The organism is Reyranella sp. CPCC 100927, assembly GCF_007859315.1.
GTDB lineage: Bacteria > Pseudomonadota > Alphaproteobacteria > Reyranellales > Reyranellaceae > Vineibacter.
This window is the reverse complement of the sequence record NZ_VOHA01000006.1, coordinates 166,993-190,678: the sequence shown is the minus strand read 5'-3', so window position 1 is coordinate 190,678 and position 23,686 is coordinate 166,993. Positions and strand designations below refer to the sequence as shown.

General features: G+C 66.3%; 22 protein-coding genes. 15 read left to right on the top strand and 7 right to left on the bottom strand.

What is annotated here, in order from left to right:
- The first annotated feature begins 139 nt into the window (after nucleotides 1-139).
- A complete protein-coding gene (locus FQU96_RS18585) occupies nucleotides 140-613 on the top strand; it encodes a MarR family winged helix-turn-helix transcriptional regulator (RefSeq protein ID WP_146543017.1) in 474 nt (157 codons plus the stop codon).
- A 39-nt stretch (nucleotides 614-652) separates the two neighbouring features.
- Here the strand turns inward: FQU96_RS18585 and FQU96_RS18580 are convergent, their stop codons facing one another.
- The gene (locus FQU96_RS18580; protein ID WP_178130579.1) at nucleotides 653-1,336 is read right to left on the bottom strand and encodes a tRNA-uridine aminocarboxypropyltransferase; all 684 of its coding nucleotides are present in this window, start codon (nucleotides 1,334-1,336) and stop codon (nucleotides 653-655) included.
- A gap of 167 nt (nucleotides 1,337-1,503) precedes the next feature.
- Here FQU96_RS18580 and FQU96_RS18575 point away from each other — a divergent pair, with 167 nt between their 5' ends.
- Both FQU96_RS18575 and FQU96_RS18570 read left to right on the top strand, forming a co-directional pair.
- On the top strand, nucleotides 1,504-1,725 hold the full coding sequence (locus FQU96_RS18575) for an acetyl-CoA carboxylase biotin carboxyl carrier protein subunit (RefSeq protein WP_146542816.1): 222 nt from the start codon (nucleotides 1,504-1,506) through the stop codon (nucleotides 1,723-1,725).
- A gap of 141 nt (nucleotides 1,726-1,866) precedes the next feature.
- Entirely contained in the window at nucleotides 1,867-2,841 is a 975-nt protein-coding gene (locus tag FQU96_RS18570) for a YeiH family protein (RefSeq protein WP_146542815.1), read from the top strand.
- Nucleotides 2,842-2,892: 51 nt separating this feature from the next.
- Here the strand turns inward: FQU96_RS18570 and FQU96_RS18565 are convergent, their stop codons facing one another.
- From FQU96_RS18565 to FQU96_RS18550, 4 genes are all read right to left on the bottom strand, one after another.
- Nucleotides 2,893-3,642, bottom strand: a complete 750-nt coding sequence (locus FQU96_RS18565) for an enoyl-CoA hydratase/isomerase family protein (protein WP_146542814.1) — start codon at nucleotides 3,640-3,642, stop codon at nucleotides 2,893-2,895.
- On the bottom strand, nucleotides 3,639-4,268 hold the full coding sequence (locus tag FQU96_RS18560; RefSeq protein ID WP_146542813.1) for a cysteine dioxygenase: 630 nt from the start codon (nucleotides 4,266-4,268) through the stop codon (nucleotides 3,639-3,641). The genes FQU96_RS18565 and FQU96_RS18560 overlap by 4 nt, the downstream gene beginning before the upstream one ends.
- A 39-nt stretch (nucleotides 4,269-4,307) precedes the next feature.
- Nucleotides 4,308-5,453, bottom strand: coding sequence for a serine hydrolase (locus FQU96_RS18555; protein WP_146542812.1), 1,146 nt, complete (start codon nucleotides 5,451-5,453; stop codon nucleotides 4,308-4,310).
- Between the two features lie 151 nt (nucleotides 5,454-5,604).
- Nucleotides 5,605-6,231 (bottom strand): glutathione S-transferase family protein, encoded by a 627-nt coding sequence (locus tag FQU96_RS18550; protein WP_146542811.1) that lies wholly within the window; start codon nucleotides 6,229-6,231, stop codon nucleotides 5,605-5,607.
- Between the two features lie 126 nt (nucleotides 6,232-6,357).
- Between FQU96_RS18550 and FQU96_RS18545 the strand changes: the two genes are divergently transcribed.
- From FQU96_RS18545 to FQU96_RS18515, 7 genes are all read left to right on the top strand, one after another.
- Nucleotides 6,358-7,287 carry a LytTR family DNA-binding domain-containing protein gene (locus FQU96_RS18545; RefSeq protein ID WP_178130578.1) on the top strand — a complete coding sequence of 310 codons (930 nt, stop codon included), beginning with the start codon at nucleotides 6,358-6,360 and terminating at the stop codon, nucleotides 7,285-7,287.
- Nucleotides 7,288-7,460: 173 nt separating this feature from the next.
- Entirely contained in the window at nucleotides 7,461-8,519 is a 1,059-nt protein-coding gene (locus tag FQU96_RS18540; protein WP_146542809.1) for an ABC transporter ATP-binding protein, read from the top strand.
- Between the two features lie 156 nt (nucleotides 8,520-8,675).
- Entirely contained in the window at nucleotides 8,676-10,007 is a 1,332-nt protein-coding gene (locus FQU96_RS18535) for an ABC transporter substrate-binding protein (RefSeq protein WP_146542808.1), read from the top strand.
- 155 nt (nucleotides 10,008-10,162) lie between these two features.
- Entirely contained in the window at nucleotides 10,163-11,119 is a 957-nt protein-coding gene (locus FQU96_RS18530) for a carbohydrate ABC transporter permease (RefSeq protein ID WP_146542807.1), read from the top strand.
- A complete protein-coding gene (locus FQU96_RS18525; RefSeq protein ID WP_146542806.1) occupies nucleotides 11,112-12,008 on the top strand; it encodes a carbohydrate ABC transporter permease in 897 nt (298 codons plus the stop codon). The genes FQU96_RS18530 and FQU96_RS18525 overlap by 8 nt, the downstream gene beginning before the upstream one ends.
- A 154-nt stretch (nucleotides 12,009-12,162) precedes the next feature.
- A complete protein-coding gene (locus FQU96_RS18520) occupies nucleotides 12,163-13,350 on the top strand; it encodes an acyltransferase family protein (RefSeq protein WP_146542805.1) in 1,188 nt (395 codons plus the stop codon).
- Nucleotides 13,351-13,373: 23 nt separating this feature from the next.
- Nucleotides 13,374-15,380 (top strand): pyrroloquinoline quinone-dependent dehydrogenase, encoded by a 2,007-nt coding sequence (locus FQU96_RS18515; protein ID WP_178130577.1) that lies wholly within the window; start codon nucleotides 13,374-13,376, stop codon nucleotides 15,378-15,380.
- Nucleotides 15,381-15,505: 125 nt separating this feature from the next.
- Here FQU96_RS18515 and FQU96_RS18510 read toward each other — a convergent pair whose 3' ends face one another.
- Together FQU96_RS18510 and FQU96_RS18505 are read right to left on the bottom strand one after the other, a co-directional pair.
- On the bottom strand, nucleotides 15,506-16,492 hold the full coding sequence (locus tag FQU96_RS18510; RefSeq protein ID WP_146542803.1) for a tripartite tricarboxylate transporter substrate binding protein: 987 nt from the start codon (nucleotides 16,490-16,492) through the stop codon (nucleotides 15,506-15,508).
- Between the two features lie 245 nt (nucleotides 16,493-16,737).
- Nucleotides 16,738-17,721: a tripartite tricarboxylate transporter substrate binding protein gene (locus FQU96_RS18505; protein ID WP_218574765.1), complete on the bottom strand. Its 984-nt coding sequence runs from the start codon at nucleotides 17,719-17,721 to the stop codon at nucleotides 16,738-16,740.
- A 159-nt stretch (nucleotides 17,722-17,880) separates the two neighbouring features.
- Between FQU96_RS18505 and FQU96_RS18500 the strand changes: the two genes are divergently transcribed.
- The 5 genes from FQU96_RS18500 to FQU96_RS18480 all read left to right on the top strand — a co-directional run bounded on the left by FQU96_RS18500 (nucleotide 17,881) and on the right by FQU96_RS18480 (nucleotide 23,686).
- A complete protein-coding gene (locus FQU96_RS18500) occupies nucleotides 17,881-19,017 on the top strand; it encodes an acyl-CoA dehydrogenase family protein (RefSeq protein ID WP_146542802.1) in 1,137 nt (378 codons plus the stop codon).
- Between the two features lie 99 nt (nucleotides 19,018-19,116).
- Nucleotides 19,117-19,782, top strand: a complete 666-nt coding sequence (locus FQU96_RS18495; RefSeq protein ID WP_178130576.1) for a TetR/AcrR family transcriptional regulator — start codon at nucleotides 19,117-19,119, stop codon at nucleotides 19,780-19,782.
- A 231-nt stretch (nucleotides 19,783-20,013) separates the two neighbouring features.
- The gene (locus FQU96_RS18490; RefSeq protein WP_218574764.1) at nucleotides 20,014-20,838 is read left to right on the top strand and encodes an ABC transporter ATP-binding protein; all 825 of its coding nucleotides are present in this window, start codon (nucleotides 20,014-20,016) and stop codon (nucleotides 20,836-20,838) included.
- Nucleotides 20,838-22,805, top strand: coding sequence for a long-chain fatty acid--CoA ligase (locus FQU96_RS18485; RefSeq protein ID WP_146542800.1), 1,968 nt, complete (start codon nucleotides 20,838-20,840; stop codon nucleotides 22,803-22,805). The genes FQU96_RS18490 and FQU96_RS18485 overlap by 1 nt, the downstream gene beginning before the upstream one ends.
- A complete protein-coding gene (locus FQU96_RS18480; RefSeq protein ID WP_146542799.1) occupies nucleotides 22,802-23,686 on the top strand; it encodes a branched-chain amino acid ABC transporter permease in 885 nt (294 codons plus the stop codon). The genes FQU96_RS18485 and FQU96_RS18480 overlap by 4 nt, the downstream gene beginning before the upstream one ends.

Sequence of the window (23,686 nt, the reverse complement as noted above, 5' to 3'; positions counted from 1 at the left end):
TTGCCGCGATCGCAGGTTCGCAGCGTGAAACCAGTTGCAGCTTCGAATATAGCAATATATTGTCATATCAAGGTTGCTGGCACAAGGGCCCACCGTGCGGGACATCAAACAGGATCCGTCAGACAAGCACGTCACCAAGATGGAAATGGCCAACCGGCTGTTTTTCCGGCTCTATCAATGTGCCAATATGTTGCATAAAACTGGCAGCCGGGCGGTCGAGGCCGAGGGTCTCACCACGCAGCAATGGGCGGTGCTGGGGGCACTGTCGCGGGACACGGCGCAGGCTGGCATGAGTATCGGCGAACTCGCCCGGTATCTCATGGTGAGCCGGCAGAATCTGGCTGGGCTGATCAGCCGCATGGAGCGCGATGGACACCTCAGTGTCTCATCGGATGCCCGCGACCGGCGCGCGCGGATCGTGACCATGACCCGGTCCGGCCGTCATGTCTGGCAGATCCAGGCTTTGCCCAAGATCCGCGCCTATTACCAGGCCATCCTGACGGATTTCTCGATCACCGACACCGCGCACGCGCTGCACTACATGATCAAGATCCTGGAGAACATGAAGCGCCTGGATGCCGAACAGCTCAACGGCCAGGACGAGACGGCGTAAGCGCGGCAGAGCGCGGCCCCACCATCCGGCCCAACCACGTTACCGGCGAAAGCGGCGGCGATCGAGGCGCGGTCGTTGCGGTGCCAGGGCGCGAACCTTCTTCAGCAGCAGGCGCATCGGCGCGGCCAGGGTGTCGGCGAGTTCGGGCCGGCCTTCGAGATGCGCCAGCGCCAGCCCGGCGGCTTCCAGGGTCGAAACGCTTTCGCGGCGCGGCTCGCGGCGCAGATTGCCGTAGAGCGATGGCGCCCGCGGGTTGAGCACCAGCCGTCGGCATTTCAGCAGCCAGGGATTGCGCCACCACAGCGCCTTGACCTGCGACCAGTTGCCGTCGAGCAGGATCAGGCCGCCGATGGCTTGCAAGCCAGCCGCCTGATCGGTGAGCGGCGTGCCGTCACGATCGACTGCGACCAGCGGCCCGAGCTCGGGCGCCGGCGCCTGCTTGGCCGTGCCGAGATAAAGCACGGCCCAGCGCCTTGTGTCGGCATCGCGACCCGCCGCCTTGGCCAGGTTGGGCCACGACAGACCGGTGCGCAGCGTCGCGTGCGCGAGCTGGCGGCAGAGCAATCCCGCGGTTCCCAGCTCCTTGTCCTGCTCCTGCGGGTGGCGCAGCACCAGAACCTCGACGGCATTGTCGATACGCCCCAGCGCATCGCAGACGCACAGCGTGCGGGGTTTGCCGCAGCCCGGACAGTCGGCGGTTTCGGGGGGTGTCTCAACGCTCATGGATGCTCCCGATACAAGCTTTCGCGCGCCGCCGCGAGCCCGGCGGTCGCGAGATTCCATTTCGTCTGTCGATCGCACGGCTGCCATGTGCGAGGGCCGGCCAAGGTGGCTTGAACTGACGCCTCACCTGTTGGACAAAGCGCTGCGCTGACGCGTGCGGAGGAGATATGGCGAAAGTCGTGGTGAAGTCGGAAATTGCCGGCAAGGTGTGGAAGATCGACTCGAAAGTCGGCGACCAGATCGATGAAGAAGGTCAGATCATGATCCTGGAGTCGATGAAGATGGAGATCCCGGTGCTGGCGCCGCGCGGTGGCACGCTCAAGGAAATCCTGGTTGCCGAGGGCGATTCCGTCGCCGAGGGACAGGCGGTCGCCACGCTGGAAGCCTGAGGCCGCCCTGGCATTCACGATGCCCGTTTCAAGGTAGCTGTCATTACCCTCTCCCCGCAAAAAACGAACGCAACGAAGACCGGCGCGGCCGGCCGACTGTTCGACGCGGCCACCATCGTCCGTGCCCTGCCCGGCCTGGCCTTGACCGCCGTCATCGGCGTGGCGGCGTTCATCATGGATCGCGAGGGCTGGACCCGGATCGGCAGCTGGTGGGTGCCGCCGCTGATCGTCGCGCTGTTCGTGGGCATGGCGCTGCGGCCGGTCGCCACGGCGCCTATCTTCATGCCGGGGGTCGATATTGCCGGGCGCACGCTGTTGCGCCTGGGTGTCGCACTGCTCGGTGTGCGACTTACCTTCGGTGACATGATCGCCGGCGGCCTGACTCCTGTCGTCGTCGCGGCCCTGGCGGTGTTCGGCACCATCGCCTTCGGCGCACTGGCGGCGCGCTGGTTCGGCCTGCCGCGCGACCTGGGGCTGCTCACTGGCTGCTCGGTGGGTGTCTGCGGCGCGGCGGCGGCCATGGCCGCCGGTGCCGCGCTGCCGCGCCATCCCTCGAGCGATCGAGACATCGCCTTCACGGTCATGGGCGTCAACGCCATCAGCACCCTGGCGATGGTCGCCTACCCCTACCTGCAGAGCACGCTGCACTATTCCGCGTTCGAGATGAGCGTCTTCCTCGGCGGCGCCATCCACGACGTGGCGCAGGTCGCCGGCGCCGGCCAGATGATGGGCGACGCCAAGATCCTGGCCGACGCCATCATGACCAAGCTGATGCGCGTGGCGATGCTGCTGCCGGCCGTGCTGTTCATCGTCTGGTGGGTGACGCGCAGCGGCGAAGCGGCGGGCGATGCCCGGCCCAAGCCGCCGCTGTTCCTGTTCGGCTTTCTGACGCTGGCGGCGCTGAACTCGTTCGGCCTGTTCCCGCCCGCCGTACAGCAGGCGGTGTCGATGGCGTCCGGCATCCTGATCACCATCGCGATTGCGGCGCTGGGCATCAAGACGTCGCTGGCATCGCTGGCCGCCATCGGGCCACGGCCGGTGGCACTGCTGTTCGTGCAGACCCTCTTCGTCGCGCTGGTGGTGATCGCCACGATCTACGCCGCGCGCGCGTTCTGACCGGTTCATCCCTTCTCCCTACCTGCGCGGGAGAAGGGATTTCCTGGAGATTTACGCTGTGCCCTTCTGCCGCTCACCCAGCGTGCGGGCGCGGTAGGCGAGGATGCGATCCTTCAGGCCGGGCCGGCTCGCCGAGCGGACCAGGGCCGCAAGATCCGTGTCGGCGGCGGCGCGCCGGGTCACCGCATGGATCGCGCCTACCGTCTCGCCATCGAGCCGCCGTGCCGACTCGGCGTGGATCGCGATCCGGGTCTCGACGTCGGCGGAGGATACGGCCTCGGTCGCGAGTCCCGCACGCACGGCGGCATCCGCCGACAGAACCTGCCCGCTGCGCAGGATGTCGCGCGCCGCGTCGGCGCCGACCCGCGCCGCCAGTCGTCCCGTGCCCAGCAGGATGCCGAAGCCGGCACCGGGAAACGTGTAGGCGCTGCCGTCGACGGCCAGGCGCCGGTCGCAGGCGGTGAAGATATCGGCGCCGGCACCGGTGACCCGACCGGTGCCGATCGCCACGGTCACGCACGGCGCGTCATAGAGCGCCTGCAGCAAGGTCTCGATGCGCACCATGCGCAGCAGCAGATCGCCGTCACTCAGCGACTCCAGGCCGCCAAGATCGAAGCCGGTACACAGATGCTTGCCGGCGCCCGCAATCACCAGCAGGCGCGTGCCATCGTGCGCGGCGGCACTGATGGCCGCGATCAGGGCTTCGACCAGATCCGGCGCCAGCGCGTTGCCCTTGTCGGGGCGATCGAGCATCAGGCGGACGACGTCGCCATCGCGCACCACGCGCAGCGGCGCACTCATCGGCCGGAACGCCCGGCAGCGGACTCCCGCGAGCGGTCCCAGATGTTGGGCAGTGCCGCGTTGCTGTACCCGGAGACGAAGGCGTGTTCCCGGTTGTTGGCGAGATCGAACCGGTGACGCGCCAGCGAGCCGATGTTGCCGCCATAGACGTGCACGCTGATCGACGTGCGGTCGGTGAAGGCGTTGCGCACCTGGTGGATGTCGCCCAGCGTGGGCGACAACGCCGCGACGTCGCCGGCCACCATCGTCATCGTCGGGCCTGGACACAGCTGGCCGGTTGCCGGATCGCGCTGGTAGCGCTGGTCGACCTCGGATCCGCGCAGCATGCCGATCAGGCCCCACACCGTATGGTCGTGCACGGGCGTGAGCGCCCCCGGCCCCCACACGAAGCTCACCAACGAAAAGCGCTCCTGCGGATCGCAGTAGAGCAGATGCTGCCGGTAGCCGTCGGCAACGCCCGCGGCCATCTCCTCCGGCAGCCAATCATCGTGCGCCACGAGGTCAGCGACCAGCTTGCCGCCGACCTCGATCAGCACCGCCTCGTCCTGGTCCTGCTTCGCGCCACCGACCAGCGATGTCATGTCGGACAGGAACCGCCGCAGCCGGGCGTAGTTCGGTGCTGTCATGCCGTCGTTCGTCTCCCGCGCATTGCGGGGATTGCCGGATCAACCGGCGTACACCGCCCGCTCGTACGCTTCATACGTCTTCACCAACGGCGGTTCAACGAAGGGCAGCGACTGCGTCATGATGACAGCCGCGACATCCTTCTGGGGATCGAACCAGTAGTGCGTGTTGCAGACGCCGGCCCAGCTCTGCGAACCGGCCGACCGCATGCCGGGAATGTCAGCTTCGTTGCGCAGGAAACCGAAGCTGTGCGTCTTGCGCGTGCCGGGAAAGAGATCGACGTCGGCCGTGATCGCCGGCGCCACGGTGATCATCTTGTCGAACGCCAGCCCGTTCATGTGATCGGTCAGCATGCGCTCGACACCCTTCTCGGACAGCACGCGGTGGTCGTTCAGCGCGCCCTTGTTCAGGAACAGGCGCAGGAACGTCAGATAGTCGGGTGCCGTCGAATAGAGCGTATGGCCCATGCCGTAGAATTCCGGCTGCGCCGGCGGGGCGATCTCGAACGGCCCGAACGTGCCGTCCTCGCCGCGGATCGACACGGCAGCCAGCCTGTCCCTCATGTGATCGAGCACCTCGCAGGCGGTGTCCTTCATGCCGAGCGGCCCGAAGATCTCGTCCTGCAGGAAGCGGTCGATGCGCCGGCCATCGATTTTCTCGACGACCTGCCCCAGCCAGTCGATGCCGATGCCGTACTCCCACCGCGTGCCGGGATCGCACGCCATGGGATAGAACATCGCCGCCTTGGTGCCGGCGAGGATCGAGGGATGGCCGGTGGCAGCCATGTACTTGCCGACGTCGGCGTTCCAGAATTCGTAGGCGAGTCCCGAGGTGTGGGTAGCGAGGTGGCGCACCGTCGCCTTGCGCCTGGGCGCGCGCATCACCGGCTTGTCGCCGTCGAACCGGTCGATCACCTGGATCTTGGCGAATTCCGGCAGGATGTCTTCGACCGGCGTGTCGACATCGAGCTTGCCGCGGTCGACCAGGATCATCGCCGCCGTCGTGCCGACCGCCTTGGTCATCGAGAAGATGCGAAACACGGTGTCGAGCGCCGCCTTGCGGCCGGGCGCAGCGTCGCCCGCCGCGCCCGCGTAGGTGACACCCTTGGCATTGCCCGCCATGGCGACAGCGAAGGGCACGTCCTGGTTGGCGACCGCGGTGGCGATCACCTGGTCCTTGGCGCTCATGTTTTCCTCCCGATCGTTTGATGCATCACGCTGGTGCTGGTGGAGACTATTGACCGGCTTTGACAATTGTCAAACCCGAGAGTGGCGCGCTCCCGGCTAAGACGTTCTTATGGTCGATCGGTAAGGAACGCCGTGGTGAGCGCTCGTCACACTACGCCCGCGCCGAGGGGCGGCTCGATACGGCAGCGTACCAGCGTGCGAGATGGACGTGGTCGTCGGGGATCGCGAGCTTCAATGCGCCACGTGCCGTCAGCAGCGCGACCTGCGCCGTAATGTCGGCGATGCTGTAGGTGTCGCCGGCAATGAAAGGATGCGCCTGGAGCTCGCCATCGAGCCACTTCATGCGGTCGACCAGGTGGGTCCGGCGCGCGGCGCCCCAGTCCGCGATCTGCGGCCGCCGGCCGACCCAGAACGGATGGGTGTGGACGAAGACATCGATGGTGGGCAGCAACAGCTCCAGCTCCATGCGCCGGTTCCACATCTCGACGGTGGCGGCGCCCAGCGCGCCGCGGCCCATCAGCACCGGCTCGGTGATCATCTCCTCGACGTAGCGGCAGATCGCCACCGACTCGGCAATCACCGTGCCATCATCCAGCTCCAGCGCCGGCAACGTCCCCATCGGGTTCTTGGCGAGATACGCCAGCTGCTTGTGGCCCTTGTTCTCCTCCATGTCGAATTCCTCGAACGGCAGGTCCGTCCCCAGCCGTACCCGCTTCTCGGCGAGAAAGATGCGCACGCGGCGCGGGTTCACGCCGTTCTTCAACAGGTAGAGTTTCATGGCGGTCTCCGATGGTGTGGCGCGCACCGTAGAGCGGATTGCGTTTGAATGCGATCGCCCTCCTACGGCGGATCGTGACGAATGCCGGGTGAGACGCTATGGAAGGCCCCAGGCTTTCAGACACGCATGCCCGACGACGCGCCCACCCCGCCACCCGCAGTGCCGCCAACCTGGCGGCAGCGGTTCGGCGCGTGGCTGTACCGGCAGCGCATCGCGGCGGCCTGGGTCATCGTCCTGGTCGCCATCACCGTGATCGCCGTCGCCACGGTGCACGCCGATGCCCTGCGCCACGGACGGTCCATGACCTTGGCCTGGGCCATCCTGCTCGAAGGATCCAGTCACCTGATGATCGGCGCCATGGTGCCGGCTCTCTACTGGTTCCACCGGCGCTTTCCGCCGGTGCCGCTGGGCCGCAACCTGCTGGCTCATGCCGCGATCACCGTGCCGTTCAGCCTGGTGCATGTGCTGGGCATGTTCGCCTTGCGCTGGGCGATCGCGCCGCTGCTGGGCCGCACCTATTCGATCCAGCTCGACCTCGACACGCTGTTTTATGAATACCGCAAGGACGCCATCACCTACCTGATCCTGAGCACGGTGCTGGTGGCGCTGCGTTATGTCTTTGCCGAGAAGCCCGCGGCCGCGGCAACCGACGCGACGATAGCCGACGTGCCAGCCGCCGAACCGCCGGCTGATGATCCGCCGCCCGGGAGCCCAGCCGGTCGGCTGGAGCGCTTCGCGGTGCGCCGCAAGGACAAGGAGATCCTGGTGTCGGCGCAGGACATCGCCTGGATCGAGGCTGCCGGCAACTACGCCATCCTCCATGTCGGCGGCGAGACCTACGACATCCGCTCGTCACTGTCGCGGCTGGAGGCCGAGCTCGATCCCAGCCGGTTCGTGCGGGTGCACAAATCCTACATCGTCAATGTCGAGCGCGTGCGCGAGGTCGAGCCGTGGATCAGCGGCGACTCGCGCCTGAAGCTTGACGACGGCGCCGTCGTCAGCCTCAGCCGCCGCTATCGCCCGCGCTTCGAGAAAGTTGTGCCGGTCCGGACGTGATGACACTTCCTGCGACGGGCGGCTGCAACATCTGGCGGCGGAGTTCAATGGCCTAAATCGGCGGGGATGGGTCGCATCGGTGCTGGATTGTGCCCCGGGTCATCGTGTTAGCCTGCTGAATTCAGATCATGCCCCAAGAAGCATGACCGGCAGGCGTTCCGTTGGGAGGATTGATGGCGACGGTCGACATCCGTAACGCAACCAAGACCTTCGGGTCGGTCGAAGTCCTGCATGGCGTCAGCGTCGATATTGCCGACGGCGAGTTCGTGGTCCTCGTGGGACCATCCGGCTGCGGCAAGTCCACCCTGCTGCGCATGCTGGCCGGTCTGGAGAACATCACCGGCGGCGAGATCGCCATCGGCGGCCGGGTGGTCAACACAGTGCCGCCCAAGGACCGGGACATCGCCATGGTGTTCCAGAACTACGCGCTCTATCCGCACATGACCGTGTTCGACAACATGGGCTTCTCGCTGAAGCTGGCGAACGCGCCGCGTGGCGTCATGGAGGAGCATGTCGGGCGCGCCGCCAAGATCCTGGGCCTGGAGCAGCTGCTGCACCGCTATCCGCGCCAGCTCTCGGGCGGCCAGCGCCAGCGCGTGGCGATGGGTCGTGCCATCGTGCGCAACCCGCAGGTCTTCCTGTTCGACGAGCCGCTCAGCAACCTCGACGCCAAGCTGCGCGTGCAGATGCGCTCTGAGATCAAGGAACTGCACCAGCGGCTGAAGGTCACGACGGTCTATGTCACCCACGACCAGATCGAGGCCATGACCATGGCCGACAAGATCGTGGTGATGAACAACGGCAACATCGAGCAGACCGGCCCGCCCCTGGAACTCTACGATCGACCGGCCAATCTATTCGTTGCCGGCTTCATCGGCTCGCCGGCGATGAACTTCATCAAGGGCACCATCGCCGACGGCGCACTGCGGGCCGAGGACGGCTCGCAGTGGCCTCTGCCCAGCAACGGCGCGGCACCGCACGACGGCCTCCCGGCGGTTTACGGCGTACGCCCCGAGCATCTCGTCATCGACAGCGCCACGGGCGTTCCCGCCACCGTGCAGGTGGTCGAGCCGACGGGATCGGAAACACAGGTCATCATGCGCGTCGGCGACACGCCGGTCGTCGGCGCTTTCCGTGAGCGCGTCACGGCGCGGCCGGGCGAAATACTGCCGGTACGTCCGGACACCGCGCTGGTGCATCTGTTCGATCCCGGGACGGGACGGCGGCTGTGAGGGAGAACGTATCCTCCCCACGCCAGTGGGGAGGTGCCCCGAAGGGGCGGAGGGGAGCCGACGTGGTCTTTGTTATCAGCACCACGAGTGTTCCCCCTCCGGCCTTCGGCCACCTCCCCCACTGCGTGGGGGAGAAAATTCACAAAGGAGGAAACCGTGGTCTACATCATCAGGCGTCGTGACAGCATCCGGCTGGGTGCAGGTGCAGCGGCCGCGCTCGCATTCGCCGGGCGCGCCTCGGCACAGATTCCCAAGGCGGAGGCGACGGCGCCCAAGTTCTCGATCGAGAGCGGCGCCACCCTGCGCGTGCTGCGGCCGGCGCGCTTCGTCGAGCCGGACGAAGTGATCTTCCGCGCCAACACCGAGAAATTCGCCAAGGAAACCGGTGTCAACGTGCGCGTCGACTTCGTCGGCTGGGAAGACATCCGCCAGCAGACCGCGGTGTCGGCCAACACCGGCGCCGGCCCTGACATCGTGCTGGGATGGGCCGAGGATCCGCACGTCTATACTGACAAGCTGATCGAGCTTTCCGACGTCGCCGAGTACCTGGGCAAGAAGTATGGCGGCTGGATGTTCCTGGGCGAGAAGTACGGCAAGCGCGCCAAGACCAACAACTGGATCGGCCTGCCGTTCGGCGGCTCGACCGGACCGATCGTCTATCGCATGTCGGCGCTGAAGGAAGCCGGCTTCGACAAGGTGCCCAGCTCCCATGAAGACTTCCTGAAGCTCGCCCAGGCGTTGAAGAAGGCCAACAAGCCGGCGGGCTTCGCGTTGGGCAACGCCGTCGGCGACGGCAACGGCTTCGCCAACTGGCTGCTGTGGTCGCACGGCGCCTATTTGGTCGACGAGGACGGCAAGGTATCCATCAACAGCAAGGAGACAGTGGCGGCGCTGAAGTATCTCAAGGAGCTCTATCCCAATTTCGTCGCCGGCACGATGAGCTGGGGCGATCCCAGCAACAACCGCGCCTTTGCCGCCAGCGAAGTCTGGCTGACGGCCAACGGCGTGTCGCTCTACTTCGCGCTCAAGAACGACCCCGCCACCAAGGCGATCGCCGACGACACCAACCACGCACCGCTGCCCAGCGGCGTGATCGGCAGGCAACCGCAGTCGGCACTGGTCCTGAACGCCATGGTGTTCAAGCACTCCAAGTTCCAGAACGCGGCCAAGGCGTACCTGACCTACATGATGGAGGCCGAACAGTACGATGCCTGGCTGACCGGCTGCCTGGGCTACTGGGCGCATCCGCTGAAGGCGTACAATGCCAGCAAGGTGTGGGAGAGCGATCCCAAACTGGCGATCTACCGCGAGGGCATGAACAACCAGTTCTGGACCGGCTATAAAGGGCCGATCACTCAGGCCTCCGGCACGGTTGCGGCCGAGTACATCCAGGTGCAGATGTGTGCCTCGGTCGCGTCAGGCCAGGCCACGCCCGAGGACGCCGCCAAGGAAGCCGAGCGCCGCACGCGCCGGTATTATCGCGGGTAGAGAGGCAGATAAGAGAAAACCTTCACCACAGAGGCACAGAGTGCACAGAGGACACAGAGAGAAGAGATCCGGGCGCCTGCGGCGCTAAACGTCATCCTCTGTGATCTCCGTGTCCTCCGTGTCTCAGTGGTGAATCTTCTCTTACAGGAGGTTCCATGGCCGTCGCTGCCGTATCGGATTGGACGCCCAAGCGGACGCAGCCGAACTGGCTGGTGCGCCTGTTCGACTGGAAGCCGTTCCTGGTCATCGCCTGCCTGCTGCCGGCGGTCGGTCTGCTGACGGTGTTCCTCACCTACCCGCTCGGGTTGGGCATTTGGCTCGCCTTCACCGACACCAAGATCGGCCGCAGCGGCCAGTGGATCGGCCTGGAGAACTTCGAATACCTGATGGAAGACCCGCAGTTCTGGAGCGCGGTGTTCTACAGCATCTTCTACACGGCGGTGGCGACGTTCGGGAAGTTCGCCCTGGGCCTGTGGCTGGCGCTGCTGCTGAACAACCACCTGCCGTTCAAGAGCCTGCTGCGCGCCATCATCCTGCTGCCGTGGATCGTACCGACCGTCCTGTCGGCGATCGCCTTCTGGTGGATCTACGATCCGCAGTTCTCGATCATCTCCTACGTGTTCGTCGACGTGCTGGGCGTGCGCACCACCTACTTCGACTTCCTGGGCACGACATGGCCGGCGCGCTGGTCGCTGATCGCGGCCAACATCTGGCGCGGCATTCCGTTCGTGGCGATCTCGCTGCTGGCCGGCCTGCAGACGATCTCGCCGTCGCTCTATGAGGCGGCCCTGCTCGACGGCTCCACCGGATGGCAGCGGTTCCGCTACATCACCTTCCCGCTGCTGCTGCCGATCCTGGCGATCGTGATGACGTTCTCGATCATCTTCACCTTCACCGACTTCCAGTTGGTCTACGCCATCACCCGCGGCGGGCCGGTGAACTCGACCCATCTGATGGCGACGCTGGCGTTCCAGCGCGGCATCTCCGGCGGCGAGCTGGGAGAAGGCGCCGCGATCGCGGTGGCCATGATCCCGTTCCTCGTATTCGCCACCCTCTTCAGCTACTTCGCGCTGGCGCGGCGCAAGTGGCAGCAGGGAGAAGGCAATGACTGACGTTCCTGCCGAAACCAAGGGCAGCGCCACTGCCGTCCCCGAGGCGATGGCGTGGGACAACCGCGCGCGCCGGGTCGTGCTGCTCTACGTGCCGCTCGCCTGCTTCGTGCTGATCCTGCTGTTTCCGTTTTACTGGATGGCGGTGACGTCGTTCAAACCCAATGCCGAGCTCTACGACTACAAGACCTACAATCCGTTCCTGATCGGCAGCCCGACGCTGGACCACATCTACAAGCTGCTGTTCCAGACCGCCTATCCCAAGTGGCTGCTGACCACGATGCTGATCGCGGTCTGCTCGACTTTCCTGTCCCTGTTCAGCAGCGTGCTGGCCGCCTACGCGATCCAACGCCTGCGCTTCCGGGGCAGCCAGTATGTCGGGCTGGCGATCTATCTGGCCTACCTGGTGCCGCCCTCGATCCTGTTCATTCCGCTGGCGACGGTGGTGTTCCAGCTCGGCCTGTTCGATTCGCCGCTGGCGCTGATCCTGACCTTCCCGACGTTCCTGGTGCCGTTCTGCACCTGGCTGCTGATCGGCTACTTCAAGTCGATCCCTTACGAACTCGAGGAATGCGCCCTGATCGACGGCGCCACCCGCCTGCAGATCTTGCGCCGCATCACCCTGCCGCTGGCCGTTCCCGGTTTGATCAGCGCCGGGATTTTTTCATTCACGCTGTCATGGAACGAATTCATCTACTCGCTGGCCTTCATCCAGAGCAGCGAGAAGAAGACCGTGCCGGTGGCCATCATCACCGAACTGATCTCGGGCGACGTCTACCAATGGGGTGCCCTGATGGCGGGCTCCCTGCTGGGCTCGCTGCCGGTAGCGATCTTCTATTCGTTCTTTGTCGACTATTACGTCTCGTCCCTGACCGGCGCCGTAAAGGAGTAACCCTCCCGAGCGGGGTTGGGGAGGCAGAAAACCGTTCGTCCCAAACTCATCGCCGGTCGTCACAGCCCCGGTGCCGGTCGTCACATTTTGCCCTGGAATCAGGGGCTTGTGATCGACAAACAGCGGCAGTTCCCACTGCCGCCAGAGCCTTCACATGATCGCCACTTCTTCCGCCGACCGTCGCGCCGACATCGACTGGCTGAGGGTCGGCGCCTTCAGCCTGCTGATCCTCTACCACGCCGGCATGGCCTACACGTCATGGGGTTGGCACGTGAAGGATCCCCAGCACGCGCTGTGGCTGGAGGCGGTCATGCGGTTCATGAACCGCTGGCGCATGCCGCTGGTGTTCCTGGTGTCCGGCGCCGCCATCCTGCTGGCCCTGGGCCGGCGCACGCCGGGTGCCTTCGTGCGCGACCGCCTGCAGCGCCTGCTGCTGCCCTTGGCGTTCGGCATGCTGGTGATCGTGCCGCCGCAGGTCTACCTGGAGCGTCTGCAGCGCGGCCAGTTTTCCGGTTCGTTCCTGGAATTCCTGCCGCAGGCCCTCACCGGCGTCTACCCCGCCGGCAACATGAGTTGGCATCACCTCTGGTTCCTGGCCTATGTCCTGATCCTGACTCTGGTGCTGCTGCCGGTGTTCCTGTGGATGCGGTCGCCGGCCGGGGCCGCCACGCTCGACCGCCTGTCCCAGCGCGTCGCAGCCCAGGGCGGCTTGCTCTGGCTGCTGGTGCTGCCGCCGACCGCGATCCAGGTCTGGCTGGCGCCGCTGTCATCCAACCGCAACGGGCTGGTCGGTGACTGGGTCGGGCTGGCCAGCGCGGCACTGCTGCTGCTCTACGGTGCCCTGCTGCTGCGCGGTCCGCTCCTGCTCGACCTCATGGCGCGCCAGCGCTGGCTGGCATTGGCCGTCGGCATCGTCTCGTACGCCGCCCTCTACATTGCCTTCTTCTCGAACCCGGCCTGGCCCAGCCCGGCGCTGGCCAGCAGGCTGGACCACATCCTGCTGGAGAACATCAACGGCTTGGCCTGGCTGTTCGCCATCACCGGCTTTGTGACCCGCCACCTCCGGACACGGCCGGCGGGACTCGCTTACGCCACTGAAGCCGTCTACCCGTTCTACATCCTGCACCAGACAGTGACGGTCATCGTCGCCTACCATCTGGCCTCCGCCGATCTGCCCGTCAGCCTGAAATTCGTCCTCACCGCCGGCGCCACGTTCCTCGGCACGTGGCTGATCTACGAGGGCATAGTCCGTCGCATCGACTTCCTGCGCCCGCTGTTCGGTTTGAAGATACGTGGCGCGGCGCGGTCACGCCGCCCACTTGCAACGCAGGCCGGATCATGACCCGTCGCATGGGGAGGTGGCGGATGTGGCTATGGGTTGTCGCCGCCATCGTGGGCCTTGTGCTGCTGGGCGGCGGCGCCTTCGTGTACGCCTTCCAGTATCGCCCGCCGCAAGGCACCGTCAGCGGCAAGCCCACGCCTTGGGCGCCGGTCGACGACGACTTGTCGTGGACCAATACCGGCAGCGATCCTGGCCATGGGCGCTATTCGGCGCTGGCCCAGATCACATCAGCCAACGTGGCGCACCTGGCGCCGGCCTGGACATATCGCACCGGTGAGCTGGAACGGCGCGGTCCAGCGGCGCGGCGCGGCAAGTTCCAGGCGACGCCGATCCTGGCCGCCGGCCATCTGGTGTTCTGCACGCCGTTCAATCGCGTCATCGCGCTGGATCCGATCACCGGTGCCGAACGCTGGGTGTACGACCCGCAACTGTCCGACACCACGATCGCGCAGATCGGCAAGGCGATCGCCTGCCGCGGCGTGGCGCAATGGACCGACCGGCAGCTCGCCGCCGATGCCCCTTGCGCCGTGCGTATCGTGACGGCGACCAACGATCTGCGGCTGATCGCGCTCGACGCGCGCACGGGGCGCCTGTGCCCCGGATTCGGCAACGGCGGCATCGTCACCATCGTGCCGGACAAGCCGCTGATGGACGCCGAGGAGTTGCACATCACGTCGGCGCCCGCCGTGATCGGCGACGTCGTGGTGGTGGGCTCGGCCAGTGCCGACAACCGGCGGATCGATGCGCCGTCCGGCATGGTGCGCGCCTTCGACGCGCGCAGCGGCGCCTTGCTCTGGACGTTCGATCCAGTACCGCGCCGGTTCGATCTCATCGCCAGCCCGACCTGGGAAGGCGAGTCGGCAGCCCGCACTGGCCAGGCCAATGTCTGGGGTCCGATCTCGGTCGATGTCGAGCGCGACCTGGTGTTCCTGCCCACCTCCAGCCCCAGCCCGGATTTTTACGGTGGCCTGCGGCTGGGCGCGAACCGCGATGCCAACAGCGTGGTCGCCGTGCGCGGCCGCACCGGCGAGGTCGTCTGGCGTTTCCAGACCGTACATCACGATCTGTGGGACGCCGACGTGGCAGCGGCCCCCACCCTCATCACGCTCACGCGTGAGGGGCAGTCAGTGCCGGCGCTGGTGTTTGCCACCAAGAAGGGCTTCGTCTTCGTGCTGAACCGCGAGACCGGCGCGCCGCTGTTCGCGGTCGAAGAGCTGCCGGTGCCAGCCTCCGATGTACCGGGCGAACGCACGCATCCGACGCAACCTTACTCGACTGGATTGCCCACGATCGTGCCGCACACGCTGGCGAGCGATGACGCCTTCGGCATCCTCTTCTTCGACCGCCGCGCCTGCCGGCGCGTTCTGGAGCGATCGCGCAACGAAGGCCCGTTCACGCCGCCCAGCCTGCGGGGTTCGGTCCAGTTTCCGATGAGCGGCGGCGGCGCCAACTGGGGCGGCGTCGCGGTCGACCCGCGCTCCAACCGCATGGTGGTGAACACCAACCGGGTCGTACAGCTGCTGACCCTGGTACCAGCCGACCAGGTCGAAGCGGCACGGCGCGCCAACCCCGGCGTGGAGATCACCCGCCAGCGCGGCGCGCCTTACGGCATCCGCCGCGAGGTCCTGCTCTCGCCGCTGGGCATGCCATGCAATCCACCGCCGTGGGGTGCACTGACGGCGATCGACCTGCAGAGCGGCAAGCTGGCCTGGGAGCAGACGCTGGGTACCACGAAAGGGCTGGTGCCGCTGGGACTGTCGTTCCGCTGGGGCACGCCCAATTTCGGCGGCCCGATCATCACAGCTGGCGGTCTGGTATTCATCGGTGCCACCACCGACAACATGCTGCGTGCGTTCGACCTGCAGACCGGTACCGAACTGTGGACGGGAGAACTGCCGGCCGGCGGACAGGCCACACCGATGACCTACGCCGCCGGCGGCCGGCAATACGTGGTCATCGCCGCCGGCGGCCACTCGGCGCTGGGCACCAGGATCGGCGACACCGTCATGGCGTTCGCGCTGCCGCGCTAACCCTCCCTCAACGCAGTTGGGGGAGGTGGCCGAAGGGCGGAGGGACCCGACGTGGTCTTGATAGTAGAGACCGCGTCGGGTCCCTCCGTCCTCCGGGCACCTCCCCACTGCGTGGGGAGGAAAGACTATTCCACCTTCGCGCCTGAGAGGCGCACGACCTCGGTCCACTTGGCGACCTCGGCCTTGATGAAGGCGCGGTATTCGTCGGGCGTACCGGCATCGGCCACCGCGCCAAGCTCGATGATGCGTTTCGTCACCTCGGGCCGGGCGAGCTGCGCGCGTACGTCCGCACTGATCTTCTCGACGATGGCGGCCGGCGTCTTGGCCGGCGCCACGATGCCGGCCCAGCCGGCGGCGTCGAACCCGGCGATGGTCTCGCCGATGGCAGGCACGTCCGGCATCTGCGGCGCGCGCTTGGCGGTCGTGACGGCAATCGCCTTGATGCGGCCCTCGCGCACATTCGAGAGCGCCGAGGTGACGCTGTCCATCATCAGCCTGATGTGACCACCCAGTAGATCGCTCAGCGCCGGTCCGCTGCCCTTGTAGGGAATGTTGCGGATGTCGACCGCGGCCTTGTGCTTGAACAGCTCCATCGACAGGTGCTGCGAGGAGCCCACGCCGGGCGAGCCGTAGCCCAGCTGGCCCGGTTCCTTTTTCGCCAGCGCGATCAGCTCGGCCAGCGTGTTGACCGGCAGCGACGGGTGCGCCGTGATCACCAGCGGCGCCTGCACGAGGTTCGTGCACGGCGCAAAATCGATCAGCGGATCATATGGCAGCTTGCCGGCATAGAGACCCGGATTGATGCCGAGCTGGCCGCTGGCCGCCACCACGATCGTGTAGCCGTCGGCCGGCGCGTTCTTGGCGCTCTCCATCACCGGGATACCGGCGCCGCCGCCCTTGTTCTCGACCACGACGGGCTGCTTCCACAGCGGCGACAGCAACTCGGCCGCCAGGCGCGCGAAGGTGTCCGTGGCCTGGCCCGGCGGATAGGGCACGATGAACTTCACTGGTCGCTCCGGGTATGCACCCTGCGCACGCAACGCCCCCGGCAGCAGCAGCGACGCCCCGCCGGCCAGCACGCCACGCCGACCAACACCTTGCCTCCACATCATCGACGGTTTCTCCCTTATGGCTCCAACGGAATCGCAGGCTATCGCATAGCGGATGGCGGCAGTGAAACCGTGAGAGACGTTGAACGGACAGGCATCACAAGAGTGATATCTACGGCGGATTCCGCTTAATCGGAACCTGGGAGCGCAGGCCTCCGGCCCGCATCAAGGTGAAAGCAAAAGCTTTCGCCCCGATATGACATGAGCGGGCGGGACGCCCGCGCTCCCAGGAGCATTGATTGCGGCCGCTAGTCCACCTTGGCGCCCGAGATGCGCACGACCTCGGTCCACTTGGCGACCTCGGCCTTGATGAAGGCGTGATACTGCTCGGGCGTATTGGAATCCGGGATGCCGCCCAGCTCGATGATGCGCTGTGACACCTCAGGCAGGGCGATCTGCGCCCGCATGTCGGCGCTGATCTTCTCGACAATGGCGCGGGGCGTCTTGGCGGGCGCCACGATCCCGGACCAGCCGGCGGCATCGAAGCCCGGGACGACTTCGCCGATCGCCGGCACGTCGGGCAGCTGCGGCACACGCTTGGCCGTCGTCACGGCGATCGCCTTGATGCGACCGTCCCGCACATGCGGCAACGCCGAGGTGACGCTGTCCATCATCAGCTTGATGTGACCCCCCAGCAGGTCCGACACGGCCGGGCCGCTGCCCTTGTACGGAATGTTCCGGATATCGACGGCGGCCTTGTACTTGAACAGCTCCATCGACAGGTGCTGCGAGCTGCCGACACCGGGCGAGCCATAGCCAAGCTGGCCCGGTTCCTTCTTGGCCAGCGCGATCAACTCGGCCAGGGTGCTGACCGGCAGCGACGGGTGCGCCGTGATCATCAGCGGCACCAGGAAGATGTTGGAACACGGCGCGAAATCGTTGACCGCATCGTAAGGCAGCTTGCCGGCATAGAGGCCGGGATTGATGCCGAGCGTACCGCTGGTGCCGACCAGCAGCGTGTAGCCGTCGGGTGGTGCATTCTTGGCGCCTTCCAACGCCGGGATGCCGGCACCGCCGCCCTTGTTCTCAACCACCACCTGCTGCTTCCACAACACCGACAGCCGTTCGGCCATCAGCCGCCCGAACGTGTCGGCAGCCTGACCCGGCGGAAACGGCACGATGAATTTCACAGGACGATCGGGATAGGCGCCTTGCGCCCGCGCCGGCAGGGACAGGGCCACCGCCGCGGCTGTTGCAATGGCCCGGCGCCGGCTTACGGAAGATCGCATCATGCCCCCTCTCCTTCGACGTCTCGATCTCGCCCTGGGGTGTGGCACGGCCGGCCGCAAATCCCAAGGATTTCCGATTGCCGGCGGTTGACAGCATGACCGGTTGCTGTATTTAACTTCAGCGTCAATTAATAAATTCACTGGTTAACATCGGAGGGGCGCATGTCGACGGTACTCGGGCTGACCGACCAGCAGGTGGCGGTACGCGACCTTGCCCGCCAGGTGGCGACCGAGGTGATCGCGCCCACGGCCGCCGACCGCGACCGCGACGCGGCCTGGCCGACAGCCGAGCTCAAGGCGCTGGCCGACCTGGGCTTCATGGGCATGCTGTTGCCCGAAACCTACGGCGGCGCCGACATCGGCTTTGTCGGCTACTGCCTGGTGCTGGAGGAGATCTCGGCGGCCGACGGCGGCGTCGGCACCATCGCCCATGTGCACAACACCAGCGCGCTGTGCATCGCACGCCACGGCAATACGGCGCAGCGACAGCGCTGCCTGCCGGCCATGGCGCGCGGCGAGAACATCGGCGCCTTCCTGCTCACCGAACCGCAGGCCGGTTCCGACACCGCCGCCTTCCGCGCCAGCGCCCGACGCGAGGGCAGCGACTTCGTCCTCAGCGGCACCAAGCAGTTCATCTCCAACGGCAGCGAGGCCGGCACCGCCCTGGTCCTCGCCCAGACCGACAAGGGTGCCGACAAGCGTGGTTTCACGATCTTCATCCTCGACCCCAAGGCTCCCGGCTACCGGGTGGCGCGGGTCGAGGACAAGATGGGCCAGCGCACCGCGCACGTGGCGCAGATCGCGCTCGAGGATCTGCGGGTACCGGAAGAGAACGTGCTGGGCGGCGTCGGCGGCGGCTACGGCACCGTGATGTCCGCCCTGTCCGAGGGCCGCATCGCGATCGCGGCCCAGGCCGTGGGCATCGCACGCGCCGCACTGGAAGCCGCCACGCGTTACGCCCGCGAACGCGAGGCCTATGGCCGTCCGATCATTGAATTGCAGGCCGTGGCCTTCCGACTGGCCGAGATGGCCATGCAGGTCGATGTCGCGCGGCAATATACCCTGCACGCCGCCCGGTTGCAGGAGGCCGGCGTCCCCTGCTTCAAGGAGGCCGCCATCGCCAAGCTCTATGCCAGCGAAATGGCCGAGCGCGTGTGTTCGGAGGCGCTGCAGGTGCATGGCGGCTACGGCTACCTGCGTGACTTCCCGGCCGAGCGCTACTGCCGTGATGTGCGCGTCTGCAAGATCTACGAAGGCACCAGCGACATCCAGAAGCTGATCATCTCCCGTAACCTGTGACGTAATTGACTCACGGTTAGAAAAGCGACGAAGACATGGGTAAATTTGACCGTATCGTCAAAAGACGATACCTAGTTGCCGGCATTCGAGAGGTCTTCCGTGCAGCGTGGCCGTCATTCAGCAGCCTGGAAAAACGTCGTCCTCAGCCGCGATCAGCAGTTTGCCCTGAAACGGGCTGCGTTGCTGCGCGAAGCGGGGCGCGCCTTCAGCGCCCAGGGCTACCACGACACCTCGCTCGACGACGTCGCCAAGACACTCGGCGTCACCAAGGCCGCCCTCTACTACTACGTCAAGAACAAGCAGGAAATCCTGTTCGAGTGCCACATGCAGGCGCAGGATCTCGGCGAGACGGCGCTGCAATACAGCGAGCAGAACGGCCGCAACGGTCGCGAGAAAATCCTGCTGCTGGCCCAGAAGTACATCGAGTTGATCACCGGCGAGATGGGTTCCTTCGCGGTGCTGGGCGAGTTCGATGCGCTGGATGCGGAGAACCGCACGATCATCGCCCGTCGCCGCGACAAGTTCGACCGGCATTTCCGGCGCCTGGTCAGCGACGGTATCGCCGACGGCAGCATCAGGTCCGTCGATCCCAAGCTCACGGTGTTCTTCTTCATGGGCGCCATCAACTGGATGACGCGCTGGTTCAGACCCGATGGTCCGCAGCCGGGCGCGGAGATCGCGCAGCACTTCGCCGATCTGCTCGACAAGGCGATCTCGTCGGCCCAGGCGGCCAGACCGGCGGCACGCGCGCGCGCACGAGCCTAGGCACGCCGCGGCGTCCGCGTTCGAACATCGAAATTCCGGCCGGCGCAACGACGGTAAAACGTCGTGGAATCGACTTGACCGGATTTGACCGATCAGTAATGGATACTGCCAACTAGTAAAAAAATCGACGTCGACAACGGCGCGCCGGGTGACAGGCCGTCGAGCTGCCATGACGGCCGGCGGAAGGGAGGGTTCGATGAAGCACACTGCTTCCCGCAGGATGGAAGGATCGTGAGCGCCGTGGCGCCAACGAGTCCCGCCGCCACGCCCGGCACGGCGCGGGCGACGGCACCTGTCCTCACCGCGCAAGGGATCCGCCTGGCCTTCGGCGGCGTGGTCGCGCTCGACGACGTCTCCGTCACCGTCGGGGCCGACGAGCTGGTCGCGGTCATCGGTCCCAACGGCGCTGGCAAGACATCATTGATGAACTGCCTCAGCGGCTTCTACCGACCGCAGAAGGGCGAGGTGCGCTTCAACGGCACCACGATCTCCGGCAAGAGCGTGCACGACATCGCCCGCCTGGGCCTCACACGCACCTTCCAGGGCACGCACATCTTCTCGGGCATGACCGTGATCGAGAACATCATGGTTGGCCGCCACATCCACATGAAGAGCTCGATTCCCGCCGCCTTCCTGCACTTCGGCCCGGCCCGGCGCGAGGAGTTTCGCCACCGCGAGGTTGTCGAGGAAATCATCGAGCTGCTGGAGATCGAGTCGATCCGTCACCAGCCGGTGGGCAGCCTGGGCTACGGCCTGCGCAAGCGTGTCGATCTCGGCCGGGCGCTGGCGCAGGAACCCAAGATCCTGCTGATGGACGAGCCGATGGCGGGCATGAACACCGAGGAGAAGGAAGACCTCGCCCGCTTCGTGCTCGACGTGCGCGAGGCGCGCGGCATCCCCGTCGTGCTGGTCGAACACGACATGGGCGTGGTGATGGACCTGGCCGACCGTATCGTGGTGCTCGACTTCGGGCGCAAGATCGCCGAAGGCACACCCAAGGAGATCCAGGTCGATCCGGCCGTACTGAAAGCCTATCTCGGCGAGGGCGACCGCTGATGCTGCCGATGCGCACCCTGCCGCAGCTCCTGCTGGAGCGTGCCGGCGAGAGCCCCGACCGTCTGGTCCAACGCCACAAGTACCGCGGCATCTGGCGCGAATACACCTACGCCGATGTGCTGGACAACGTGCGGGCCTTTGCGCTCGGCCTGCACGCGCTCGGACTGAAGCCGGGCGAGACCGTCGCCATCATCGGCGAGAACGAGCCCGAGCATTTCTGGGCCGAGTTCGCGGCCCTGGCCCTGGGCGGCAAGGCCGTGTCGCTCTACCCCGACCTCACGGCGGACGAGATCGAATACCTGCTGACCGACAGCGAGGCCGTGTACCTGCTGGCGCAGGACCAGGAGCAGGTCGACAAGGGATTGGCCGTGCTGCCGCGCGTGCCGGCCCTGCGTCGGCTCATCTACTGGGACGACACCGGCATGTGGTCGTACCGGCAGGACATGCTGGCGACGTTCGAGGCGATCCAGGCCGACGGGCGCCAGCGGCACGCGGCCGAGCCCGGGCTGTTCGCCACCCTGGTCGCGGCCGGCAAGCCCGACGACATCGCGGTGCTCTCCTACACCTCGGGCACCACCGGGCGGCCCAAGGGCGTGGTGATCACGCACCGCTATCTCATCGACAACGCCCATCGCCTGATCACCGCCACGGGCGCCAAACCCGGCATGGAGTACCTCACCTACATCGCGCCGGCCTGGGGCACCGAACAGCTGTTCGGCATCACCATCGGCATGACCATGCCATTGGTGGTGAACTTCCCCGAGGGCCCGGAAGAGGTGCTGAGCAACCTGCGGGAACTCGCCGTCGAGATGCTGCTGTTCGCGCCGCGCCAGTGGGAGAGCCTGGCGGCGACGATCCAGGCGCGCATGCTCGACGCCGGCAAACTGCGCCAGCGCATCTACAACTGGGGCGTCGAGATCGGCCGCAAGGTCAACGTCGCCCGGCTGGACGGCAAGCCGGTGCCATTGTCGGCGCAGCTCGCCTATCCGCTTGCCGAGGCGCTGGTGCTGAAGCCGCTGCGCGACAAGCTGGGGCTGACGCGCGCCAAGGTGGCGCTGTCGGGCGGCTCGACCATGGCGCCTGACGTGTTCCGGCTGTTCCACGCCATCGGCGTGCCGCTGCGCAACCTCTACGGCGCCACCGAGATCGGCATCGTCACCATCCACCAGGGCGAGCGCTACGACCTGGAGACCGTGGGCCACTGGCTCGATGTACATCCCGAGGCGGGCGCCAAGCTGGAATGGAAGCTCTCCGACGCCGGCGAACTGCTGGTGCGCGGCGGCAGCTTCTTCCAGGGCTACTACAAGAAGCCGGACAAGAGCGCCGAGCGCATCAGCGACGGCTGGTACCATACCGGCGATGCCGTCTCGATCACGCAAAGCGGCGAACTTGTCTTCCTCGAGCGCATCGACGATCTGCGCACCCTGCGTTCGGGCGAGCGCTTCCCGCCGCAGTTCATCGAGACGCGCCTGCGCTTCAGCCCGTTCATCAAGGACATCATGACCCTGGGCGATGAGTCGCGGGACTATATCGGCGCCCTGATCAACATCGACATGAGCGTCGTCTCGCGCTGGGCCGAGGACCGCAACATCGCCTTCTCGACCTTCACCGACCTGTCGCAGAAGCCCGAGGTGGCGGCGCTGATCCGCGAGGAGATCGCGCGGGTCAACCGATTCCTGCCCGAACCGGCGCGCGTGCGCCGCTTCGCCAATTTCCCCAAGGAGCTCGACCCCGACGAAGGGGAGCTCACGCGCACGCGCAAGCTGCGGCGCGAATTCCTGATCGAGCGCTACGCGGCGCTGATCGATGGACTGTACGGCGGTGGCGACAAGGTCACCGTCGAGATCCCTGTCACCTACCAGGACGGCAGGCGCGGCGCGCTGGTGGCCCGGGTCGACATCCACGATGTCGACCCGGGCGCGGCACGATCGCAACCCGCGGCCGAGAAACTGCGAGCAGTCGGATGATCGATTTCCTGAACTACCTGATCAACGGCGCCCTGGTCGGGCTGCTCTATGCCCTGGTGGCGATGGGCTTCGTCGTCATCTACCGCGCCTCGAAGGTGTTCAACTTCGCGCAGGGCGAACTGGTCGTGTTCGGCGGCTTCATCGTCTGGTGGATGGTGCTGGCGATGGGCCTGCCGCTGGTGATCGGCCTGCCGCTCGCCTTCGCGGCCGCCGCCCTGTTCGGCCTGCTGATCGAGCGCATCTTCTTCTCGCGCCTGGTGGGCGAGTCGGTGTTCGCCATGGTGATGGTGACCATCGGCCTGCTGATCCTGATCCGCGGCCTGATCCTGGTGCTGTTCGGCGCCCAGGTGCGGCCGTTCCCCATCATCTTCCCGCTGAAGCCGGTGATCTTCGGCGACATCCTGATCCCGCGCTCACTGCTGTTCGGCGCCATCCTCACCATCATCGTCGGACTGGGCCTGTCGTGGTTCTTCAACCGCACCCGCCCCGGCCTGCGCATGACGGCGGTGGCCGAAGACCACCAGGTGGCAATGTCGCTGGGCATCTCGGTGAAGCGCTCGATCGCGTTTGCCTGGATCCTGGGTTCGCTGCTGTCGACCCTGGGTGCCATTATCTATCTCAGCGGCAAGTCGCTCAGCTTCCTCGCCTCCGACATCGGGCTGGCCGCCCTGCCGGTGGCACTGCTGGCCGGCTTCGAGTCGATCGCGGGCGTGCTGCTGGCCGGCCTGATCGTGGGCATCATCCAGGGCCTGGTCACCGCCTACGTCGATCCGGCCGTGGGCGGCGCCGTCGGCACCGTTTTTCCCTTCGTCATCATGCTGTTCATCCTGTTCGTGCGACCGACGGGCATGTTCGGCTGGAAGACCATCGAGAGGGTCTGA